The sequence below is a fragment of the Amycolatopsis roodepoortensis genome, assembly GCF_024628825.1.
GTDB lineage: Bacteria > Actinomycetota > Actinomycetes > Mycobacteriales > Pseudonocardiaceae > Amycolatopsis > Amycolatopsis roodepoortensis.
The window spans coordinates 5,364,405-5,380,304 of the sequence record NZ_CP102415.1 but is presented as its reverse complement, the minus strand read 5'-3'; the positions used below and the strand labels follow the sequence as shown (position 1 = coordinate 5,380,304).

At 68.6% G+C, this 15,900-nt stretch carries 14 protein-coding genes; 5 read left to right on the top strand and 9 right to left on the bottom strand.

The features are described 5' to 3' along the window. The first annotated feature begins 268 nt into the window (after nt 1–268). From rsmG to NQK81_RS25585, 4 genes are all read left to right on the top strand, one after another. Nucleotides 269–946 carry a 16S rRNA (guanine(527)-N(7))-methyltransferase RsmG gene (rsmG, locus tag NQK81_RS25600; RefSeq protein ID WP_126734756.1) on the top strand — a complete coding sequence of 226 codons (678 nt, stop codon included), beginning with the start codon at nt 269–271 and terminating at the stop codon, nt 944–946. 64 nt (nt 947–1,010) lie between these two features. Beyond that, nucleotides 1,011–1,940 (top strand): ParA family protein, encoded by a 930-nt coding sequence (locus tag NQK81_RS25595; RefSeq protein WP_016338354.1) that lies wholly within the window; start codon nt 1,011–1,013, stop codon nt 1,938–1,940. After that, nucleotides 1,937–2,953, top strand: coding sequence for a ParB/RepB/Spo0J family partition protein (locus tag NQK81_RS25590; RefSeq protein ID WP_034321893.1), 1,017 nt, complete (start codon nt 1,937–1,939; stop codon nt 2,951–2,953). Before NQK81_RS25595 ends, NQK81_RS25590 begins: the two co-directional genes overlap by 4 nt. A 148-nt stretch (nt 2,954–3,101) precedes the next feature. Next, entirely contained in the window at nt 3,102–3,710 is a 609-nt protein-coding gene (locus tag NQK81_RS25585) for an HAD family hydrolase (RefSeq protein WP_257483544.1), read from the top strand. Between the two features lie 317 nt (nt 3,711–4,027). Here NQK81_RS25585 and NQK81_RS25580 read toward each other — a convergent pair whose 3' ends face one another. Then, a complete protein-coding gene (locus NQK81_RS25580; RefSeq protein ID WP_126734752.1) occupies nt 4,028–4,978 on the bottom strand; it encodes a D-alanine--D-alanine ligase family protein in 951 nt (316 codons plus the stop codon). A 36-nt stretch (nt 4,979–5,014) separates the two neighbouring features. Next, a complete protein-coding gene (locus tag NQK81_RS25575) occupies nt 5,015–6,334 on the bottom strand; it encodes an aminotransferase-like domain-containing protein (RefSeq protein ID WP_257483543.1) in 1,320 nt (439 codons plus the stop codon). Between the two features lie 195 nt (nt 6,335–6,529). Here NQK81_RS25575 and NQK81_RS25570 point away from each other — a divergent pair, with 195 nt between their 5' ends. Next, nucleotides 6,530–7,174 carry a GNAT family N-acetyltransferase gene (locus tag NQK81_RS25570; RefSeq protein WP_125679353.1) on the top strand — a complete coding sequence of 215 codons (645 nt, stop codon included), beginning with the start codon at nt 6,530–6,532 and terminating at the stop codon, nt 7,172–7,174. A gap of 294 nt (nt 7,175–7,468) precedes the next feature. On the opposite strand, the gene NQK81_RS25565 is transcribed toward NQK81_RS25570, so the two are convergent. The 7 genes from NQK81_RS25565 to murJ all read right to left on the bottom strand — a co-directional run bounded on the left by NQK81_RS25565 (nt 7,469) and on the right by murJ (nt 15,335). Further along, nucleotides 7,469–8,617, bottom strand: coding sequence for an N-acetylmuramoyl-L-alanine amidase (locus NQK81_RS25565; protein ID WP_257483542.1), 1,149 nt, complete (start codon nt 8,615–8,617; stop codon nt 7,469–7,471). 251 nt (nt 8,618–8,868) lie between these two features. Next, nucleotides 8,869–9,192 (bottom strand): thioredoxin, encoded by a 324-nt coding sequence (gene trxA / locus NQK81_RS25560; RefSeq protein WP_101611569.1) that lies wholly within the window; start codon nt 9,190–9,192, stop codon nt 8,869–8,871. A gap of 42 nt (nt 9,193–9,234) precedes the next feature. After that, nucleotides 9,235–10,230, bottom strand: coding sequence for a thioredoxin-disulfide reductase (gene trxB, locus NQK81_RS25555; RefSeq protein ID WP_126734749.1), 996 nt, complete (start codon nt 10,228–10,230; stop codon nt 9,235–9,237). 215 nt (nt 10,231–10,445) lie between these two features. Continuing rightward, nucleotides 10,446–11,234 carry an RsmA family anti-sigma factor gene (locus tag NQK81_RS25550; RefSeq protein ID WP_257483541.1) on the bottom strand — a complete coding sequence of 263 codons (789 nt, stop codon included), beginning with the start codon at nt 11,232–11,234 and terminating at the stop codon, nt 10,446–10,448. Further along, nucleotides 11,231–11,890 (bottom strand): RNA polymerase sigma factor SigM, encoded by a 660-nt coding sequence (gene sigM / locus NQK81_RS25545; protein ID WP_126734747.1) that lies wholly within the window; start codon nt 11,888–11,890, stop codon nt 11,231–11,233. The genes NQK81_RS25550 and sigM overlap by 4 nt, the downstream gene beginning before the upstream one ends. A 31-nt stretch (nt 11,891–11,921) precedes the next feature. Next, complete coding sequence (locus tag NQK81_RS25540) at nt 11,922–13,478, bottom strand: protein kinase family protein (protein WP_257489845.1); 1,557 nt, start codon at nt 13,476–13,478, stop codon at nt 11,922–11,924. 120 nt (nt 13,479–13,598) lie between these two features. Further along, a complete protein-coding gene (gene murJ / locus NQK81_RS25535; RefSeq protein ID WP_257489844.1) occupies nt 13,599–15,335 on the bottom strand; it encodes a murein biosynthesis integral membrane protein MurJ in 1,737 nt (578 codons plus the stop codon). Nucleotides 15,336–15,900: the final 565 nt, after the last annotated feature.

Below are 15,900 nucleotides of genomic sequence, written 5' to 3'. Positions count from 1 at the left end.
GCGGTCGTGCCGGTGTGCTTCACTGCGAGCGTCGCGGACAGCCCGGGCAGCGACGGGGGTCCCTCTGGTTCGCCAGTTCCGGTGGTGCACCTTGCGCACTGTCCGGCGATCGAATCGGTCGAGCCGCACTCGTGCCCACAGTCCCCGGTCGGGGAACGCGAGTGGAGTTGTCCACAACTTCGGTCTGTCTCCCCGCTTTGCGGTCGGCGTCATGGACAATCAGTGGAGCGCGTTTCACGTGAAACGGCGTCGAGGTTGAGGAGCGAGAGTGGGCTTGGACGGGGTCGCCGCATCGGTACGGAGTGCGGCGTCGGAAGTATTCGGAGACCGCGTCGAGCAAGCCGTCGGCTACGTCGAACTCCTGGAGCGGCACGGCGTCGAGCGCGGGCTCATCGGACCCCGCGAGGTCGACCGGCTGTGGGAACGCCACGTCCTCAACTCCGCCGTGATCGGCGAGCGGATCCCTGACGGCGCCCGCGTGGTCGACGTCGGCTCGGGTGCGGGGCTTCCGGGTGTACCGCTCGCGATCAGCCGACCGGACCTCGATATCGTTCTGCTCGAACCGATGGCCCGCCGGGTCGACTGGCTGGCCGAGGTTGCCGAGAAGCTGGAACTCCCCATCACCGTTGTCCGTGGGCGCGCGGAGGAGCGGCAGGTACGTGAGGAGCTCGGTGACGCGGATGTCGTCACCGCCCGGGCGGTCGCTCCGTTGGCCCGGCTCGCGAACTGGTGTCTCCCGCTGGTGCGTCCCGAAGGTGCTCTGGTCGCCCTCAAAGGAGCGAGCGCTGGAGAGGAAATCGAACGCGATCGCGTCGCCGTCCGGAAGGCCGGCGGTGGCGAACCGGAAGTCTTCGAGTGCGGCACCAAGGTGCTTGAGGTTCCGAGCACGGTCGTCGTGATCCATCGTCTGCCCCCGAAACCGTCTCGATCGCGCAGGCGTAGCTAGACCGGTTCCACGTGAAACAACGCAGAACGACTCCCACGTCTAATACAGAGGAGGCTCGAGACCGGTGACTCCCCCGCCGTCCGACCCTGCGAGCGCCGGCCAGGAACTCGGCTGGACGCCCATCGCCGAAGAAGCCGTCCGCGCCGCCAGCGTGCTGCACCCCAAGGAGGGTGCGCTCCCCCGGCCGAACCGCCGGCGAGTGCTGACGGTCGCCAATCAGAAGGGCGGCGTCGGCAAGACGACGAGCACGGTGAACCTCGCCGCCGCCCTGGCCGTCCACGGGCTCAAGACGCTCGTGATCGACCTCGACCCTCAGGGCAACGCGAGCACCGCGCTCGACATCGACCACCGCTCCGGCACGCCGTCGATCTACGAGGTACTGATCGGCGAGGTGTCGCTCGCCGAGGCCGCGGCCCAGAGCGAGCAGTCGCCCAACCTCTACTGTGTGCCCGCGACCATCGACCTCGCCGGTGCCGAGATCGAACTCGTCTCCATGGCGTCCCGCGAGATGCGGCTCAAGGAGGCGCTGTCGTCCGAGATCCTCGACGAGATCGGCGTCGACTACGTCTTCATCGACTGCCCGCCGTCGCTCGGCCTGCTGACCGTCAACGCGATGGTCGCCGCGCAGGAGGTGCTGATCCCGATCCAGTGCGAGTACTACGCGCTCGAAGGTCTGGGGCAGCTGCTGAGCAACATCGAGCTCGTCCAGGCGCACCTGAACCGCGAGCTGAGCGTCTCCACGATCCTGCTCACCATGTACGACGGCCGGACGAAGCTGGCCGATCAGGTGACGAACGAGGTCCGGAACCACTTCGGGGACACTGTTCTCAAGACGGTGATCCCGCGCAGCGTGAAGGTCTCCGAGGCCCCCGGATACGGGCAGACGGTCCTCGCGTACGACCCTGGTTCCCGGGGTGCGATGAGCTACGTGGACGCGGCCAAGGAGATCGCGCAACGCGGGGTGGAGATGAAGGAAAGGAGCGGTACGGCATGAGCGAGCGCAGAGGGGGGCTCGGGCGCGGGCTCGCCGCCCTGATCCCCACGGGCCCGCCGCCGGGCTCGGCGGCACCCGCCGAGAACGGCTCCCCCGTCCCGTCCGCGCCCGCGAGCAAGCCCGCGGGGCCGGACGACAAGGGCTGGTTCGCGGCCAACGGTGCGGCCGGTTCGCACGGCGGAGCGGTCGCCGGCGCGGTCTACCGCGAGGTGCCGGTCAGCCAGATCAAGCCGAACCCGAAGCAGCCGCGGCAGGTCTTCGACGAGGACGCGCTCAACGAGCTGGAGCACTCGATCCGCGAGTTCGGGCTCATGCAGCCCATCGTGGTCCGGGAGCTCGGCACCGACGAGTACGAACTCGTCATGGGCGAGCGGCGCCTGCGTGCCTCCCAGCTGGCGGAGCTGGAGGCGATCCCGGCGATCGTTCGTCAGACCGCCGACGAGGCGATGCTGCGCGACGCATTGCTCGAGAACATCCACCGCGTTCAGCTCAACCCGCTCGAAGAGGCGGCCGCGTATCAGCAACTGCTCGACGAATTCGCGGTCACGCACGAGGAGCTGGCGGGCCGGATCGGGCGCAGCCGGCCGGTCATCACGAACACGATCCGCTTGCTCAAACTCCCCCTCGCGGTCCAGCGCCGGGTCGCGGCCGGGGTGCTTTCGGCGGGCCACGCGCGGGCGCTGCTCTCCCTTGAGGACGCCGACAGTCAGGAAGAGCTGGCCGCCCGGATCGTCGCGGAAGGCATGTCGGTTCGCGCGACCGAGGAAGCCGTCACGCTCAAGAAGAGCGAGAAGCCGGCCAAGCCGAAGCCCGCTCCCCGCAAGCCGATCCAGGCTCCCGGTCTCCAGGAACTGGCGAACCGGCTTTCGGACCGGTTCGACACTCGCGTGAAGGTCGACTTGGGTCGCCGCAAGGGGCGGATCACGCTCGAATTCGGGTCGGTTGACGATCTTGAACGTATCGTCGCGCTGATGGACCAAAATCAGGCAAATCAGACACGCGAAACCGATTAGGGATCACCCCGGGTCATTTTGTCACGGTGACGATAGCTGAATGTCGACGAAGAAGTGACACTGAGTACTTGAACTGGGGGCAAGTATGAAGGGGCTTTTCGACGGTCGAAATCCGCGCGCGGTGGTCTTCGACTGCGACGGATTGCTCATGGACACCGAGCCGTGTTGGTCGGTCGCCGAGACCGAGCTGTTCGCTCGGCGAGGTCTGCCCTTCGGGCCGGACGAGAAGGCGTTGGTGATCGGCAAGTCGCTCCCGTCCGCCGCCGGCGCGATGGCGGAGGCGTTCGGCGAACCCGAGGGCGGCGCGGAGATCGCGGACGAGTTGCTGAGGTTGGTGACCGAAGTCGTCACCGCGAAAGCGGAGCCGATGCCCGGCGCCCGTGAGTTGGTCGAACTGACCGCCGCCGCCGTTCCGGTCGCTGTCGCGAGCAACTCGCCCCGGGCACTGCTGGACGCCGCGCTTGTCCGCGGCGGTCTGGCGGAAATGTTTCCCGTGAAACTGGCCGCCGACGAGGTGGCCGCGCCGAAGCCCGATCCGGAGATGTACCTGACCGCTTGCGCTCTGCTCGACGTCGATCCCGCCGACGCGTTGGCGTTCGAGGACTCGATGACCGGTCTTCGGTCGGCGCGAGCGGCTGGGATGACCGTCGTCGGGGTTCCCACGTTGAAGCAGCAGGACTTCCCCGCCGATGTCGTGATCGGCTCCCTGCGCGATGAAGAACTGCTCGCCTGGATCGGCGGATGGCTACGGCGGTGACCGGTCTCCCCTTCGTCCGCTTCCAGAGCCCGACCCGCGATGAGCGGGGAAACTTCACCGGCGTCTTCGGTCTCGTCAACGGGCCGGGCGCCTGACCGCCGAGCAGGAAGCCTTCCGCCGGGCGAACAACGACTGGTACGACGCGAACTTCACCAACCCGGCGAGCGCCGATCCGAGCGTCTACGACGCCGAGGTCAATCCCGGAGCCGCGGCATGGTTCAAGACCACCGCTCGTGTCTTCATCGAGCGGGTCGACGGCTACCTGGCGATTCTCGAATCCGAATACCAGGTAGTCGTCGTCCAGAACTGAAAGAGACTCAGCTCTTGCGGGAAATCGCCCGCCCCACGAGGCCGGCGAAGACCGATCCGAGAGTGGCCCCGGACGCCTCGATCGCCACCGGGACGATCGACGTCTCGGTCAGGCCCGGCGACAGGTTCACCGCGAGGAAGTAGACCCGGCCGTCTTCGCCGACCACGGCGTCGGTGCGGGAGATGTCGCGAAGCCCGAGTTGCCGGTGTACGGCGACGGCCAGTTCGCTGACCGCCTTGGCGGCGTCGTCAGGGATCCGCGCGGGGGTGAAGAAGTCGGTCAGCCCGGCGGTGTAGCGGGCGGTGTAGTCGTACACGCCGCTCTCCGGCACGATCTCGACCGCGGGCAGTGCCTCGGGGCCTTCTTCGCCTTCGATGACCGTCACGGCCACCTCGACGCCGGAAACGAACTTCTCCGCGAGAACGGTGTCGCCGTAAGCGAAGCAGCCGACCATCGCGCCGGGCATTTCGGCGGCCTCCTTGACGACCTGGGCGCCCAGCGCCGAGCCGCCCTGGTCCGGCTTGAGGATCATGGGCAGGCCCAGCGTGTCGACCATCGAGTCGAGCACGGCCTGCGCGCCGAGTTCGCGGAAGGTGCTGTGCGGCAGCACGACCCAGTCCGGCGTGGTGAAACCCGCGTCGGCGACGAGCGCCTTGGCCGTCGGCTTGTCCCACGCGCGGCGGCAGCCCTGCGAACTGGTGCCGACGTAGGGCACGTCGAGCATCTCCAGCACCGTCTGCACCGCGCCGTTCTCCCCCTCACCACCGTGAAGGGCGACGATGGCCGCGTCCGGCCGCTGGGTGCGAAGGCGTTCGAGCAGGCCGGCGTCGGTGTCCCACTCCTCGACTATGAGACCTTCCGCCCGCAACGCGACCGACAGCCGGCGCCCGGAGCGGAGTGAGACATCGCGTTCGTGGGAAAGTCCGCCTGCGAGTACGGCAACGGTGCGGTCGACCACCGAGGACTCCTTTTGTGCTTGGGGACGTCCGGCCGATCAGACCGTGTCCGGAGAGGGGTTCTGCGGCCCCGAGATCGAGCGTGGGCTCACGTTACCGAAGGTACGCGCCAAGTCCATTTCGGACTCGAGCACCGCGGCGAGCCGCCGGACGCCTTCGCGGATCCGCTCGGGCGTCGGGTAACAGTAGGAAAGCCGAAGCTGTCTGCTGCCGAAACCGTCGGCGTAGAAACCGGTTCCGGAGGCGTATGCGACGCGGGCCGTGACCGCCCTCGGCAGCATCGCCTTCGTGTCCACGCCTTCGGGCACGGTCATCCAGACGTAGAAACCGCCATCGGGTTTGGTCCAGCTGCAGCCGGCGGGCATGTGCTGATCGAGCGCGGACAGGATCGCGTCCCGGCGCTCCCGGTAGTTCTCGCGGAAGGTCTTGATCTGACCCATCCAGTCGTGCGTCGCGAGGTATCGCGACACGATCAACTGGTTAAGCGTCGGCGGACAAAGCGTCGCGGACTCGGCCGCGAGCACGAGTTTCTCCCGGACGGCGTGCGGCGCGAGTACCCAGCCGACCCGCAGGCCGGAAGCGAAGGTCTTCGAGAAAGAGCCCAGGTAAACGACGTTGTCGGGGTCGATCGAGCGGAGCGCGGGATACGTCTGCCCGCCGAAACCGAGCAGCCCGTACGGGTTGTCCTCGACGATGAGGATGTCGTTCTCGCGGCAGATCTCCACGATCTCCGCGCGCCGCTCGACGGCCAGCGTGACGCCGCCGGGGTTGTGGAAGTTCGGGATCGTGTAGAGGAACTTGACCCGGCGGCCCGCTTTCCGCGTTTCCGCGAGCGCGGCACGGAGCCCTTCGGGGACCAGGCCGTGGTCGTCCATCGCGACGTGGACGACGTCCGCCTGGTACGCGGCGAACGAGCCGAGCGCGCCGACGTACGACGGTCCCTCGGCGATGATGACGTCACCCGGATCGCAGAACAGCCGGGTGACCATGTCGAGCCCCATCTGGGAGCCGACCGTCACGACGACGTCGTCCGGGTGGGCCTTGATGCCTTCGAGCGCCATGATCTCGCAGATCTGCTCGCGCAGCGCCGGGACGCCGTGCGCGGAGCCGTACTGGAGCGCGACCAGGCCTTCCTTGGTGATGAGCTCGCCGACCTGCGCGGACAGCGTGTCCAACGGGAGCGCGGCGAGGTTCGGCATGCCGCCGGCGAGCGACACCACCTCGGGGCGACTGGCCACCGCGAACAAGGCCCTGATCTCGGAAGCAGTCATCCCGGCCGTACGCGCGGCGTAGCGGTCGAGATGAGGGTCGAGGTTGTGTCGGCCGGGTTCCGGCCGGACAGGGCGGTTCTCGGTCATCAGGCGCTTCACCCGGCTTCGAAGTGGACATAGTCGCTACCGACTGGTAGTTCCATCGAGTGTAACCACCCTCCCTTGAGGGGCCCTGGCCTTTCGGTGTTCATCACATCGGCCTATCCTCGGACCGGACCCCTTCGGTGAGCCCTGCTCGGGACAAGGCCGCGTCGGGTGATCTTCATTCAGGGAGGTTTGTCTGTGTCGCGTCGCGTCGTGGGCGTAACCCTGGACAACCTCGAGCACCTGCCGAAGAGCTGCCGCCGCTGCGTGTACTGGGAGCTGGCGCCGCATATGAAGGCGCAAGCCGAGGAATACGGCGCGACAGAGGTCGAGAAGGAAGCCTGGGTCTCCAGCGTCCTGCTGGAGTGGGGTTCCTGCGGCCGGATCGTCTATAGCGACACCCTGCCCGTCGGTTTCGTGCTCTACGCGCCGCCGAACGCCGTGCCGCGCTCGCTGGCCTTCCCGACGTCGCCCCCTGGCCCCGACGCGGTCCTGCTGACCGCCTTCCAGGTGCTTCCCGAATTCCAGGGCGGCGGCCTCGGCCGGATGCTGGTGCAGGCCGTCGCGAAGGACCTCACCAAACGCGGGGTCCGCGCGATCGAAGCCTTCGGGGACGCCAAGCCCGACGAGACCGATCCGGACGGCGGGCACAGTTGTGTCCTGCCCGCCGCGTTCCTGCAGAGCGTCGGGTTCAAGACCGTGCGGCCGCATCCGCGGTGGCCGCGGCTGCGACTGGAACTGCGCTCGGCGATCTCGTGGAAGGAAGACGTGGAGGCGGCCCTCGAGCGGCTGCTCGGCCAGGTCTCCATCACGACGGCTGAGCCGAGCATGGGTCGCGCCTGACCTTCTTCACCCCCTCACCGCCCGCTCTAGCAGAGTTCCAGGGCGCGCGCAGCAGCCATCCCCCGGCCTGGGGACAGCTGTGGGTAACCCGCCGAGTTATCCACAGATCGCTGATAGGAGCGGTGGAAAATCTGTGGATGGGTAGGCTGGACCTGGGGACGCCCCCCGGGAAGGGCGGGGGCTGCGCGCCGGGTGGAGCTAGGGGTGGCGTGCTCGGGCGAGGGGGCACACAACCGGTTGTGCCGACGGCGTCGGCAGTGAGATGTGCGCCCGCGTGCGGCTGTGGAGGACTGGCTACTCCGCTTTGGCGAGCTCGTGGGCCAGGACGTCCGCGAAGGTGAACGTGCCGGTCGGCTGGTCCCCTTCACCGAGGAGGTACAGGCGCTTCACGGCGACCAGGATGCCTTCGGCGACGATGTCGCGGAAAGCCGGGTCCGCCAGTTTGCGGCTGTCCTCCGGGTTGGTCAGGTAGCCGATCTCGATCCGCACCGCGGGGCAGCGGGTGCGGGTGAAGATCTCCCAGGTCTTGTAGTGCGTGCGGCAGTCGAGCATGCCGGTGCGGGCGGCCAGCTCGCGCTGGATGAAGCCCGCCAGCAGCTCACCGACGGTCGACGTGGTGCCGTTGCCGGTGCCGAAGTGGAAGCTCGCGACCCCCTGCGCCTTGGGCGAGGAGTTCTTGTCGTTGTGCAGCGAAAGGAACAGGTCGGCGCCCGCCTCGTTCGCGAACTTCGCCCGGTCGCCCTCGCTCGGGCTCTGGTTCGGGCCGCGCGAGATCAGCGCCTCCATGCCCGTGGCCTGCATCCGGCCTTCGAGCCGCCGAGCCAGGTCCCAGGCTATGTCCGCCTCGCGCAGACCGCTCGCGACGACCCCGAGGTCGTCGCCGCCGTGGCCAGGGTCGATCACGATGCGCTTGCCGCGCAGCCGGGGACCCGCCTGCCGCACCTGCTCCTGCTCGCGCAGGAAGACGGGGCGGCCGCCGCGGGCGCGCGGCGAAGAGAGCCGGTGCAGCTCACGGATGGTGGCCGGGCCGCACATACCGTCGGCGACCAGGCGCATGTCCCGCTGGAAGGTCTTGAGCGCGCGCTCGGTCTGGGGACCGAAGTGCCCGTCCGGTCGGCCGGCGTCGAAGCCGAGCTCGGTCAGCCGCTCCTGGAGCGCGAAAACATCGTCACCCTGCATGGGCGCGGAGAACATGTAGGTCAGCGGCCGGCTGCCGAGATGGAAGCCGGCGCCGCGAAGCGCCTGATAGGTGGCCGGACCCACCAGACCGTCGGTGATGAGCCCACGGCGCTGCTGGAACGCCCGCACGGCATGTTCCATCGCCGTGTCGAAGACCTCGTACTCCCCGGATTCGGTCACCGGCGGGAGCAGCTCCATCGCCGCCAGCGTGGACCTGATCTCGGCGACGTCCGGTCCGGCGTCACCGCGGCGGAGTACCCGCATGCACTCCTCGCTCTTCCCTTTGGGGCACCGATCGAGCTCGATGCACGACTATGAAAACCCTGCGGGGCGAACCCCGGTGCTCTATTGTGCCCTGTGAACTCTCGGTGAGCGCGGAGGCCCGGTCGGTGCGTCAAGTGCCCGTTCGTGGAACTCGTCCAGGCGTTCCCGTAACGGAGAGATCTACCCATTCCCCGTGACGACGAAACCCGGAGCCTGGGCAGGCCCCGGGTTTCGGCAGGTGAAACGCGAGATCAGAGGACGTCGGCGAGGTCCGACAGCAGCGCGGCCTTCGGCTTGGCGCCGACGATCTGCTTCACGGGCTTGCCGCCCTGGAACAGGATCAGCGTCGGGATCGACATCACCTGGTAGTCACGCGCAGTGTTCGGGTTGGCGTCGATGTCGAGCTTCGCGACGGTCAGCTTTTCGCCGTTCTCCGCCGCGATCTCCTCGAGCACCGGGGCGACCATCTTGCACGGACCGCACCAAGTCGCCCAGAAGTCGACCAGGACGGGCTTCTCGCTCGTCAGCACGTCGTCGACGAACGTCTTGTCGGTCACCGTCACGGTGTTGGCCATGGTGTCTCCTTCTGGGTGGTGAAACTCCGGTGATGGGATAAGTCAGTTGGTGGTGGCGCCGTAGCCGCCACCGACCAGCTCAGGGGTCTCCTGGGCGGCCTCGACACCGGCGTGCTCCGCCAGCCATCGTTCCGCGTCGATCGCCGCGGCGCAGCCCGAACCCGCGGCGGTGATGGCCTGCCGGTACGTGCGGTCGACCAGGTCGCCCGCGGCGAAAACGCCGGGAAGGTTCGTGTACGAGGTGCGGCCCTTGGTGAGCACGTAACCGTCCTCGTCGAGGTCCACCTGACCGCGCACCAGCTCGCTGCGCGGGTCGTGACCGATCGCGACGAAGAACCCGGTCACGTCCAGCTTGGACTCCTCGCCGGTGACCGTGTCCTTGAGCTTCAGGCCCTCGACCTTGCCCTCACCCTCGACTTCGGTGATCTGCTTGTTGAGCGCCCACTTGATCTTCTCGTTCTCGCGGGCGCGCTCCAGCATGATCTTGGAGGCGCGGAACTCCTCGCGGCGGTGGACGATCGTGACGGACTTGGCGAACTTCGTCAGGAAGGTCGCCTCCTCCATCGCCGAGTCGCCGCCGCCGGCGACCACGATGTCGTGGTCGCGGAAGAAGAAACCGTCGCAGGTGGCGCAGGCCGAAACCCCGCGGCCGAGCAGCTCCTGCTCGCCGGGCACGTTCAGATAGCGGGCCGCGGCGCCCATCGAGAGCACGACCGCGCGGGCCGCGTAGCGCTTGCCGTTCGCGAAGACGTACTTGACGTCACCGGTCAGCTCGACGGACTCGACGTCCTCCTGGCGCAGGTCGGCGCCGAACCGCTTGGCCTGCTCGCGCATCTCTTCCATGAGGTCGGGCCCCTGGATGCCTTCGCGGAAACCGGGGAAGTTCTCGACCTCCGTCGTCGTCATCAGCGCACCGCCGAACTGAGTGCCCTCGAACACCAGCGGTTCGAGCTGCGCTCGTGCCGCGTACACAGCGGCGGTGTAACCCGCAGGACCCGATCCAATGACGATCAGGTTCCTGATCTCCTCGGCAGCCACCCGTGACCTCCGCTCGTAGTGACCTGTTCACCAGGCTCAACACGATCGTAAGGGCCGGTGTTCCCGTGGTGACCGGCGCTACTTTCTCCTGCGCTGCGCCTCGGCGGAGATCCGACCTCTAGCGCCGCTAGGAAAGCTAGCGCGGTAGCAAAGGTCCCTCGCTCCCCCCAAAATGGGGCTGGTGGGGAGCGAGGGACCAGTGAGGTTTCGGCCGGCTACTTCTGTCCGATGATTTTGTCGAAGAGGACCGCCGGGTTGCCCGGGCCGCAGTCGGCACCGAAGGCGACGATGCGGAACTGGGCGAGTTTGCCTGTGGTGTAGATCACCATCACGCCGTCCTTGCCCGCGACGTTCACCGGCCGGATGCCCTCCGGCCGCACGTCGGCGTCCATTCCGGCAGCGGCGACGCAGGCGTCGAGGCGTTCTTCGGTCTTCAGTGAGCCGAAGTCCCGGACGCCGATCGCCTTGCCGACGAGGGCTTCGGCCCCGCCGCCGTCTCCGCCGACCGAAGGCCCGGAAGGAGCCGACGGCGCGGGCTGCGCGATACCGCCCGAATCGGGCTCCCGGGTGGTCGGGACGACGATCGCCACGGCGGCGATGGCCGCCGCCGCCACGGTCGCTATCCCGGCGCCCCAGCCGATCCGCTTGTTCCGCCGCCGCCGTGCGGCCGCGAGGTCCACCACCGGGGCGACCTGCTCCTGCGGCCGTTCAGATGCGCCTTGAAACGCAGGCGTCGCCCGCATTTCGGCGGCCAGCGCGGCGTCGATCCGGGCCGCGTACTCGGCCGGCATCGGCGCGACCGGCTCGTTCGCGAGTTCCGCGAGGTCGGCCGTGGTCGCTTCGAGTGCTTCGATGATCGCCAGTGCTTCGGGGTCGGCGTTCACCCGCGGCCACAGCTCGGCCGCTTCTCGCTCGTCCAGCACACCTGCGTGCAGGTCGGCGAGCACATCGACAGACCACGGCGGACCGACGGTCCCACCGATCCCCCTGCTCTCGTCTGTCATCGTCCCTCCCCGTCACCCGGCGTGCCCTGAGGACGCCTGGCACCCCGTTGCGGGGTAGCGCGCTCTCGTTTGCTTTCGTGAGTTGGGACGTTCGCAATCGCATCGGGGTTCCGTAGATGTCCGAGAACCTTCGCGAGCTTTCCGCGACCTCGGGCACATCGGCTCTTGACCGTGCCCTCGGCGATGCCGAGCATCTTCGCCGTCTCGGCGACGGAGTATCCCTCGACGTCGACCAACACGATCGGGGCACGCTGGTCTTCGGGGAGCTGGTCGAGGGCTTCCTTGACGACCAGGCTCGTCTCGCGTTCCGACATCGAGTCACGCGGCGACGCGGGCTCGTTGAACTGCCCGGTCTCGGGCAGCGGAACGGTCGGTCTTGCCTTGCCCCGCCGGATGCGGTCGAGGCACGCGTTCACGACGATACGGTGCAACCACGTCGTGACCTGCGATTCCGCTCTGAAGTTGCCCGCTGCTCGGAACGCGGAGATGAAGGCGTCCTGCAGGGCGTCCGCGGCTTCTTCCGGATCCCGCAAGGTGCGCAGGGCTACCGCCCACATGCGGTCTCGATGTCGCTGGACCAGTTCACTGAACGCGTGCGGGTCTCCGGCGGCATGCGCCGCTATGAGATCCGCGTCCGTGGGAGCTGCAGCTGTCACCCGGGAGAGCCTACTGACCCGGTGTCCGTCGTCACCCCGCAGGCAGGAACGTCAGCTCTTTCAGTTCGGTGACGAACTTTCCTTTGTCATCTTCACCCAGCTGAGTGATCCAGATGATGAAGTACTGACCCTGCTGAGGCTGCTGCAACGCAATGGTCGACTCGCCCGCCGCGAGGTCCCCCGCCCCGACGACCTTCGTCTCGTCGAGCTTCGGGTTCTTCTTGTCGGCGGAGCGGATTTCGACCTTCGAACCGGGGCTCGCCGCGTCGAGCTTGACCTGGGTGAGGTTGATCGGGTCCTTGAAGGTCACGACCAGCCCGACGCCGTCCTTGAGCACCGGGAACTGCTCGTCGTACTGGTCGGTCTTCCACGAGGTGACCGTGTCGCCGTCGGTCGCGTTCCTGGCTTTGCCGGGGCTGTCGCCCTTGCTGCCCGGGTTGTAGACGGCCACGGCCGACGGCTTCACCGCGGCACCAACGGCGGGAGACGGCTTCTGCTGAGCGGGCGGCGGCTGCTCGCCAGAGGGCGGGGCGACCTGTGAAGAGGACGCGGCGACGTTGATCTTCGGGCCGCTGGACTTCGACTCGCCCTGGAACAGGTTGATCAGCATCATCCCGCCCCAGGCGAGGATGACCACGGTCGCGACGACCAGCACGGTCACGCCGAACGCCAGCTTCTTGCGCCGCGCGACGTCCTTGACCGGCTTCTTCGTCGTCCAGACCGTGCCGTCCGATTCGGCGACGGCCTCTTCCTCGCCGACGGCCTTGATCAGCTGGGTGCGCTCTTCGGCTTCGGCGACCTGATCCAGCACGCGCAGGATGGCCGCGCTGGTCCGGATACCGCCGTGGCCGCCGTCCTCGATGGTGCGGACGGCGAGCGAGGACAGCTCGACCGGCACCGTCGGGACCAGCGAACGCGGCGGGATGACGCGGCCGGTCGGCGCGTGCGGCGCCGCCGGGATCGCGGCCGGGCCGCCGGGAAGGGCCCAACGGCCGGTCAGCAGCAGGTACAGGACGGCGCCGAGTGCCTTGACGTCGTCGCGAAGGGTCGCTTCGGGCAAGGGGCCCGGGAAGGCGAGCTTCAGCGCGCCGTCCGGGGTGAGCCGGAGACGCTGCGGATGATCGAGGCCGAGGACGAGACCGTTCTGATGGGCGTGGTCGACGGCTTCCGCCAGCGCCTGCACCATCCTGGCCGCCGCGGCGGGCGCCACCGGGCGCTGCGCCACCAGGTCGACCAGGTCGCTGCCCTTGGTCCATTCCGCGACGACGACACCGAGCAGACCTTCGCTCGAGGTGACGCCGCTGCCGAGACTGAGCACGTCGAGGACGCGCGCGACCCCGCCGTGGCCGAACTTCGAGGCGTGCGCGGCACGCTCCAGCGTCCGGCGCGCCAGCCGGGCGGCTTCCGCGTCCGCGGGGTCGCCGACCAGCAGCGTCAGCGCCACGTCCCGCTTCAGCTGCCCGTCGCGGGCACGCCAAAGATGCGCGGCGGCCCGCTCGTCCACCCCGAACTGTGCGAGCAGGCGATACCGGCCGTCACCGACGACCCGGCCAGGGGCCAGCGACCCGCCTTGGGCCCGGATGCCCATCTGGCTGGCCTCCCCTGCCTGTTCGCTCCGTCTCGTATCCACCGCACTCTCCCGCGTAGCTCCCGCCCCGAGGGTACCCAGAATACGACCCGTGAACGCGCGCCATCCGTACGTGAATCGTTATCCGCGCTTGATCAACCGGGTGATCCTCGCCGTGGCGGGCTTCAATTCCTCGACCTTCAAGGCCATGAGCACGCCGAACGAGACCACGATCCCGACCGCTGTCTGCAGCAGAAGTTTCACCCAGGCATGGAAAGTAGGCCCGAACGAGTCGGGGACGATCTGCCCGGCGAGCCACGCCGCGCCGACCCCGAGCACACTCGCGACGACCGTGAAGAGGATCACCCCGAGAACCCGCTTGCTCCGGAGATTTCCGAGGGTCACCCACAGCCAGACCTGACCGAGGATCGCGCCGACGACGAACGTGAGGCCGTTGACCATCATCACGCCGAGCACGATGTTGTCCGGCGAGAGCAGCGCGGGGCACAGGTACAGCAGCGGCACCTTCACCACGGTCATCACGATCATGATCAGCACCGGCGTCCGCGCGTCCTTCATCGCGTAGAACACCCGCATCTGCAGCATGACCAGCGCGTACGGCAGCAGCGCGAACGCGGAGATGGCCAGCGCCTCGCCCATCCGCGACGCGTCCTCGACCGTGCCCTTGCCCAAGGTGAACAGGGCGATACCGACCGAACCGCCCACCACGGTCATCACGGCGGAAATCGGTACGAGCATCACCGTCGAGATGCGGGACGCGTACGAGAGGTCGCCGATCAGCTTCTTGTGGTCGCCGTCCGCGGCCGCGCGGCTCATCCTCGGCATGATCGCGGTCAGCAGGGACACGCCGATCACGCCGTACGGCAGCTGGAACAGCAGCCACGCGTTGCTGTACGCGGTCACACCACCCTGCGAACCACTGGTCAGCACCCGGGTCGTGATCGTGTAACCGACCTGGCTGACCGCGACGTAGCCGACGGTCCACAGTGCCAGCCCGCCGAACTCCTTCATGCGCTTGTCGATGCCCCAGCGCCATTTGAACTTGAACCCGGACCGCAGCAGCGGCGGGATCAGCAGCACCGACTGCGCCACGATGCCCGACGTCACGCCGATGCCCAGGGTCAGCAGCTTCGGGTCGGTGATCGACACCGGATCGGTGGAGATGTTCCCCGGCATGATCCACACGACGAGGATCGTGAAGATGACGACGAGGTTGTTGATCACCGGCGCCCACGCCGTCGGGCCGAAGATGTTCTTCGCGTTCAGCACCGCGGAGAGCAGGGCGAACACGCCGTAGAAGAAGATCTGCGGCAGCAACAGGTACGCGAACGCGGTGACCAGCTCGGGATTCGCCTGGCCCTTGTCGTCGACGTAGAGCTTGGTGATCAACGGCGCCGCGAAGACGGCGATCGTCGTCCCGACCACGAGCAGCGTGCCAGCCACCGTGACCAGCCGCTGCGTGTACGCCTCGCCGCCGTCCTTGTCGTCCTGCGACCGCACGAGCAGCGGGACCACGAGGCTCGACAGCACGCCGCCCATCAGCAGCTCGAAGATGATGTTCGGCATCGTGTTGGCGACGTTGAACGAGTCGTTCTCCACCTGGGCGCCGATGGCCGCGACCAGCAGCAGCTTCCACGCGAAACCGGTGATGCGGCTGATCAGCGAGGCGATCGCCATCCGGCCGCTGGACTTCGCGATCGACGGCGCCTTCGCCGGAGCGGCGACATCCTGCTCGCCGGTGTCCCCCGGCCGCGGTTTGACCAGCGGCGCGTCCTTGATCGCCGGCATGACCTGCGTGGCGAGCTGGTCGTACGGGCGGAGGACGTCGGGGTCGGCGACCGGCCAGCGCGATCCCATCGGGACGCCGGGGGTGCGCGGGATGAACCGGGTCGCGTCGGGTTCGTCGCGCCGGTCGACCTGCCACGGGCGGACCGGTGGCGGCTGACGGCGCCCGCGATGCGGCGGCGGCGGTGTCTGGTGGAGCGCCTGAGGCGGCTGGGCCGGAGGTGCCGCCGGACGCCGCGGCGGCGGGTTCTGTGACGGCTGCGGCAGCGGCGGCCCCTGCGGCGGCGGAACCGGCTGGCGGCGGGTCGGCGGCGGAGGCGTCCCCTGGGCAGGGGGCGCCTTCCGCGGCGGTGCCTGGTTCGGCGGCGGGGTCTGCGGTGGCCTCAGCCGCCGTGTCTCGTCGTCGGGACGGCCCGCCACCCGCTGGTGGCGGCCGTCGACCGGCGGCGGGGGCGGCGGCGTGGCCCGCCGCGGCCGCTCACCGCGTTCGGGCGGGGGCTGCTGCGGGGGCGGCTGACGACGCTCCGGACGGCGTGCGGGTCCATCGGTGCGGCGGGGCGGTGGCGGAGTACCTTCGCGCCGGGGACGGCCTGCACGCTCGGGCGGTACACCCGGCTCTCTTTCCAACGCGTGCCCA